The sequence below is a fragment of the Clostridium sp. genome (genome assembly GCF_029258205.1).
Lineage (GTDB): Bacteria > Bacillota > Clostridia > Clostridiales > Clostridiaceae > Sarcina.
In genome coordinates, this window is sequence record NZ_JARHZJ010000021.1 from 1 (window position 1) to 5,248 (window position 5,248).

At 29.4% G+C, this 5,248-nt stretch carries 3 protein-coding genes and 1 pseudogene; 2 read left to right on the forward strand and 2 right to left on the reverse strand.

The genetic code is table 11. From position 1 onward, the window contains the following. Positions 1-422: 422 nt before the first annotated feature. Complete coding sequence (gene katG / locus Q1J60_RS02455) at positions 423-2,627, forward strand: catalase/peroxidase HPI (protein ID WP_300258019.1); 2,205 nt, start codon at positions 423-425, stop codon at positions 2,625-2,627. A gap of 319 nt (positions 2,628-2,946) precedes the next feature. On the opposite strand, the gene Q1J60_RS02460 is transcribed toward katG, so the two are convergent. Next, the gene (locus Q1J60_RS02460) at positions 2,947-3,342 is read right to left on the reverse strand and encodes a (deoxy)nucleoside triphosphate pyrophosphohydrolase (protein ID WP_300258022.1); all 396 of its coding nucleotides are present in this window, start codon (positions 3,340-3,342) and stop codon (positions 2,947-2,949) included. A gap of 300 nt (positions 3,343-3,642) precedes the next feature. Here Q1J60_RS02460 and Q1J60_RS02465 point away from each other — a divergent pair, with 300 nt between their 5' ends. Next, entirely contained in the window at positions 3,643-4,848 is a 1,206-nt protein-coding gene (locus Q1J60_RS02465) for a sialidase family protein (protein WP_300258025.1), read from the forward strand. Positions 4,849-4,965: 117 nt separating this feature from the next. On the opposite strand, the pseudogene Q1J60_RS02470 reads toward Q1J60_RS02465, so the two are convergent. Then, positions 4,966-5,198 (reverse strand): annotated as a pseudogene (locus Q1J60_RS02470) (IS30 family transposase); the annotation flags it as partial. Positions 5,199-5,248: the final 50 nt, after the last annotated feature.

The window sequence follows — 5,248 nt, forward strand, 5'->3', positions numbered from 1 at the left end:
TATATCTTTATTGTAATGAATTATACATTATATTTAAACTATTTTCCAATATTATATAAATTTAGCTTTCTATTTTTGTAACTTAATTTGTATTTAAATATAAAGATTCTTATAATTTCTATAGAAAGTTAGCTCTATAAAAGAGGCTATGATTCAATGGGAAGTTTTTTTTGGGGGAGTTATTAAAAGAAGTGGTAGGAATTTTAATAAAACTATAGAAGAAAAAAAGTAGCATATTTTATTAATTTAATAGAAGTTAGTGGTAAGAAGAAAATAAGAAATTATATCATAGTACTAGTTATATATCTATATAATTAAATGTAATAGTATTTACCTTAAAAAGTCTATATTACTTATATGTATAAATAAATTAAGTAGATTGGTAGGTAAATACAGAAGAAGGGTAAGGATGATGGTTTTATATGGTAGAAGGGAAATGTCCAGTTACAGGAAGAACAAGGAAAGGAGTAGCAGGGAGTGGAACAAATAATGAATATTGGTGGCCAAATCAGCTTAAGCTTAATATTCTTCGCCAAAACTCAGAGTTAAGTAATCCAATGTCTAAAGATTTTAACTATGCAAAAGAATTTAAAAAGTTAGCTTATTATGAACTAAAGAATGATTTATATAAATTGATGACAGATTCTAAGAAGTGGTGGCCTGCTGATTATGGTAACTATGGCCCACTTTTTATTCGTATGGCTTGGCATAGTGCTGGAACTTATAGAATTAGTGATGGAAGAGGTGGTGGAGGTCAAGGATTGCAACGTTTTCCACCACTTAATAGCTGGCCAGATAATGTGAATTTAGATAAAGCACGTCGTTTACTTTGGCCAATCAAAAAGAAGTATGGAAATAAAATATCTTGGGCTGATCTTATAATATTGACAGGTAACTGTGCATTAGAATATATGGGATTAAAGACAATTGGCTTTGGTGGTGGTAGAGAGGATGTTTGGGAACCACAGGAGGATATTTATTGGGGTAGTGAGAAAGAATGGCTTGGAAATGAGAGTGAGAAAGATGATAAAAATAATAAAGAACTAGAAAATCCTCTTGCTGCTGTGCAAATGGGCTTAATTTATGTAAATCCAGAGGGCCCAAATGGAGTTCCAGATCCTAAGGCATCAGTTAAGGATGTAAGAGAAACATTCTCTCGTATGGCAATGAATGATTACGAAACAGTTGCACTTATAGCAGGTGGACATACTTTTGGTAAATGCCATGGGGCTGAGTCACCTTCATATCTTGGACCAGAGCCAGAAGCTGCGCCTATTGAACAGCAAGGATTGGGGTGGCAAAATAGTTATAAAACTGGTAATGGCCCATATACAATAGGTAGTGGAATTGAAGGTGCGTGGAAAGCAGAGCCTATAAAGTGGACAATGGGGTACTTAAAAACACTATTTAAATATGAGTGGGAATTAGTTAAAAGTCCAGCAGGAGCATATCAATGGTTGGCTAAAGATGTAGATGAAGAGGATATGGTGGTTGATGCCTATGATCCATTAAAAAAACATAGACCTATGATGACAACGGCAGATTTAGCACTTATTAATGATCCTATTTACAAAGAAATAGCAAAAGACTATCTAGATAATCCAGAAAAATTTGCTAATGATTTTGCAAAGGCTTGGTTTAAGCTAACCCATAGGGATATGGGACCAATATCAAGATATCTTGGACCAGAAGTGCCAAAAGAAAGCTTTATTTGGCAAGATCCAATACCAAAAGTTAATTATAAATTGATTAATAAAAAGAATATTCAAGAGCTTAAGAAAAATATTTTAGCTTCAGGATTATCAATATCAGAACTTGTTAAAACAGCTTGGGAATCTGCATCAACATTTCGCTGTTCAGATAAGCGTGGAGGAGCAAATGGAGCAAGAATACGCTTAGAGCCACAAAAAGATTGGGAGGTTAATGAGCCAGAAAAGCTTAAGAAAGTTTTAAATACCTTAGAAAAAATTCAGATGAATTTTAATAGATCACACTCAAAGGATAAAAAAGTTTCTTTAGCTGATATTATTGTATTAGGTGGATGTGTTGGTATTGAAAAAGCTGCAAAAAATGCAGGGCATAATATCACTGTTCCCTTTACTTCAGGAAGAAATGATGCAACAAAAGATGACACAGACATAAATTCATTTAGTGTTCTTGAACCTAATGCAGATGGATTTAGAAATTATGTAAAAGACAAATATGAGGAAATACAAGATGAAATGTTAATTGATAAAGCTCAATTATTAGGCTTAACTATTCCTGAAATGACAGTATTAATTGGTGGTATGCGTGTGTTAAACACTAATTATAAACAATCAAAGGATGGGGTGTTTACAAAGAGAGAAGAATGTCTTACAAATGATTTCTTTGTAAATCTTCTTGATATGGATACAATTTGGAAAGTATCACCTGAAAGCAAAGAAAAATTTATAGGATTTGATAGAGAAACAGGTACAAAAAAATGGACAGCAACAAGAGTAGATCTTGTATTTGGATCAAATTCACAACTTCGTGCAGTTGCTGAGGTATATGCATCTAAGGGTAATGAGAAAAAATTTATAGAAGATTTTGTATCTGCATGGAATAAGATAATGAATGCAGATCGCTTTGATAATAAAGAATAATAGTAAACGTAACTTTACTAGCTTTTTCTTTATTATTTTATGTTTTCTAATAAGTTAAAGTAACTTTATCATTTCATTTATAGCATTGTAATCTATTTTAGGGCGTTAAAGAATGAATAGTAAATTGTAATTTTTTTGTTAGAAAATGAAATTTAAAGGGGTGCACCTCAAAATAACTTTTGATAAAGCTTACAAACAGTATAAAGAGAATATTTAGATTAACTTTAGAATTTAAATCTAGTAATTCTCGAAATATGTTTGTAAGTTTTATTATTATATTTTGATACAGACTCTTAAAAAAATTTCTTTTATAATTTTCTTATTTTTCACTTACTAATTGCTTTACAGCTTTAATATCAGCAGGAGCCCATGAAAGAGTTTCAAGGTAATCTATTGGAAGCCATATAAGTTTTGCATGTTCATTAGGCTTTGGAGTTCCATTAACAAGTTTACATCTTAATGTTATTAAGTTAACTATAACATTTTCATATTCATAAGTATTATCATTAAATGTGGATATATATTCTATATCACAATCTAATTCCTCTTTAATTTCTCTAACTATTGCTTGTTCTAAAGTTTCTCCTTCCTCAATCTTTCCACCTGGAAATTCCCACTTTTTAGGAATAGTCATGTCTTTAGATCTTAAGGCACAAAGAATTTCTTTCTTTTCATTTTCAATTATAGCCCCAACTACCTTTACTGTTTTTTTCATAATTTTTACTCACCTCGAAGATTATTTTATCATAATTACAATTGAGATCAAACATTACAAAAAAAGCTTATAAAGTGTTTTTAGGTATATAAATTACTATGGCTTTAATTAAAAAATTATTTTATATATATTATTTTAATAAATTAACAAAATTTTAATGAAAACGTTATATGTTTAGTAATTTTAATAAAATGAATAAATTTTAATAGATTTAAAGTAGTAAAATCTGATATAATTAATTAAAAATAATTTTCAAAATCAGTGTTTAAAAAAATTTTTTCTAAAATGGAGGGGTAAAAAATGAAAAAAAATTTCATCAAAAAATTAAGCTCTTTATTTGTTATGGGTATAATGTTAGTAGGTACTACTAGTAACACTATACTAGCTAAGGGGATAGAAAAAAATAATGAAACAAACGCAACGAAGATTTTTGACAGAGAAAATAATATGTGGAAATCTAAATACTTTAGAATTCCAAGTATGCAAACATTAAATGACGGCTCAATGATAACGTTTTCTGATGTTCGTTATAATGGGCCTAATGATCATGGGTATATAGATATAGGTTGTGCACGTAGTACTGATGGTGGTAAGACATGGGAAGATTATAAAATAGCAATGAAAAATGATCGTAAGGATTCTACTTATTCTCGTGTAATGGATTCAACAACAGTTGTAACTAATACAGGAAGAATAATACTACTTGCAGGTTCATGGAATAAAAATGGAAATTGGGCTGTGACTACTAATTCATTAAGAAAAGACTGGTCTGTTCAAATGGTTTATTCAGATGATAATGGTAAAACATGGTCTGAAAAAATAGATTTAACTACTAACTCTTCAAAAATAAAAAATCAGCCAAGTAATACAATTGGATGGCTTGGGGGAGTTGGTTCAGGTATTGTAATGGATGATGGAACAATAGTTATGCCAATACAAATTGCATTAAGAGAAAATAATGCTAACAACTATTATTCATCAATTATATATTCAAAAGATAATGGAGAAACTTGGACAATGGGAAATAAAGTACCTAACCCAAAAACATCTGAGAATATGGTAATAGAATTAGATGGAGCTTTAATAATGAGTGCCAGAAATGATTCAACTGGCTATAGATCAGCATACATCTCTCATGATTTAGGAGAAACATGGAAAGTATACGAACCTTTAAATAACAAAATTTCAACTGGTAAGGGTTCTGGATGTCAAGGTTCATTTATTAAAGTTAATACTTCAAATGGACATAGAGTTGGATTAATTTCTGCTCCTAAGAATACTAAAGGTGGATATATAAGAGATAACATTACTGTTTATATGATTGATTTTGATGATTTATCTAAAGGAATTAAAGAGGTAGGTATTCCTTATCCTAAAGATGGTAATAAATTAGGTGGTGGATATTCTTGTCTATCATTTAAAAATGGACATTTAGGAATTGTTTATGAAGCAGATGGAAGTATAGAATATAAAGACATAACATCTTACTATTCATCAATTAACTAAAATATTCTAATTTCAATATAAAATTGAACTAGTCTTTAATTAAGATTTAAAAACTAATTATTATAATTAATATATTTTATCTAAGTGTATTTCAAATTACTCTTCCTTAGTCTTACTTTAATTAAGAAGATTTTTAGGAAGAGTAATCATCCAATTTTTTATGAAAGATATAGTTTCAAGTGAGTAATCTAAAATTCTTTTTACCTTTGGAATAAAAGATCTAACAATCTATTAAGATACTCATTTGTATATTTTTCAAATTAAGAATATGGATGAGTGAAATACACTTTTGTTTTAGTTTCAGTTTTTTCTTCAAGTTCTGATAAATCAGCAAATTCATAGCCATTATCTCTATAAAAAAATTAAAACCATAATAGACAAGATATGTTATTTGTGGCAT

Excerpts from the sequence above, each read along its gene's own strand:
- katG (WP_300258019.1), top strand. The coding sequence starts at position 423 with ATGGTAGAAGGGAAATGTCCAGTTACAGGAAGAACAAGGAAAGGAGTA.
- Q1J60_RS02460 (WP_300258022.1), bottom strand. The coding sequence starts at position 3,342 with ATGAAAAAAACAGTAAAGGTAGTTGGGGCTATAATTGAAAATGAAAAG.
- Q1J60_RS02465 (WP_300258025.1), top strand. The coding sequence starts at position 3,643 with ATGAAAAAAAATTTCATCAAAAAATTAAGCTCTTTATTTGTTATGGGT.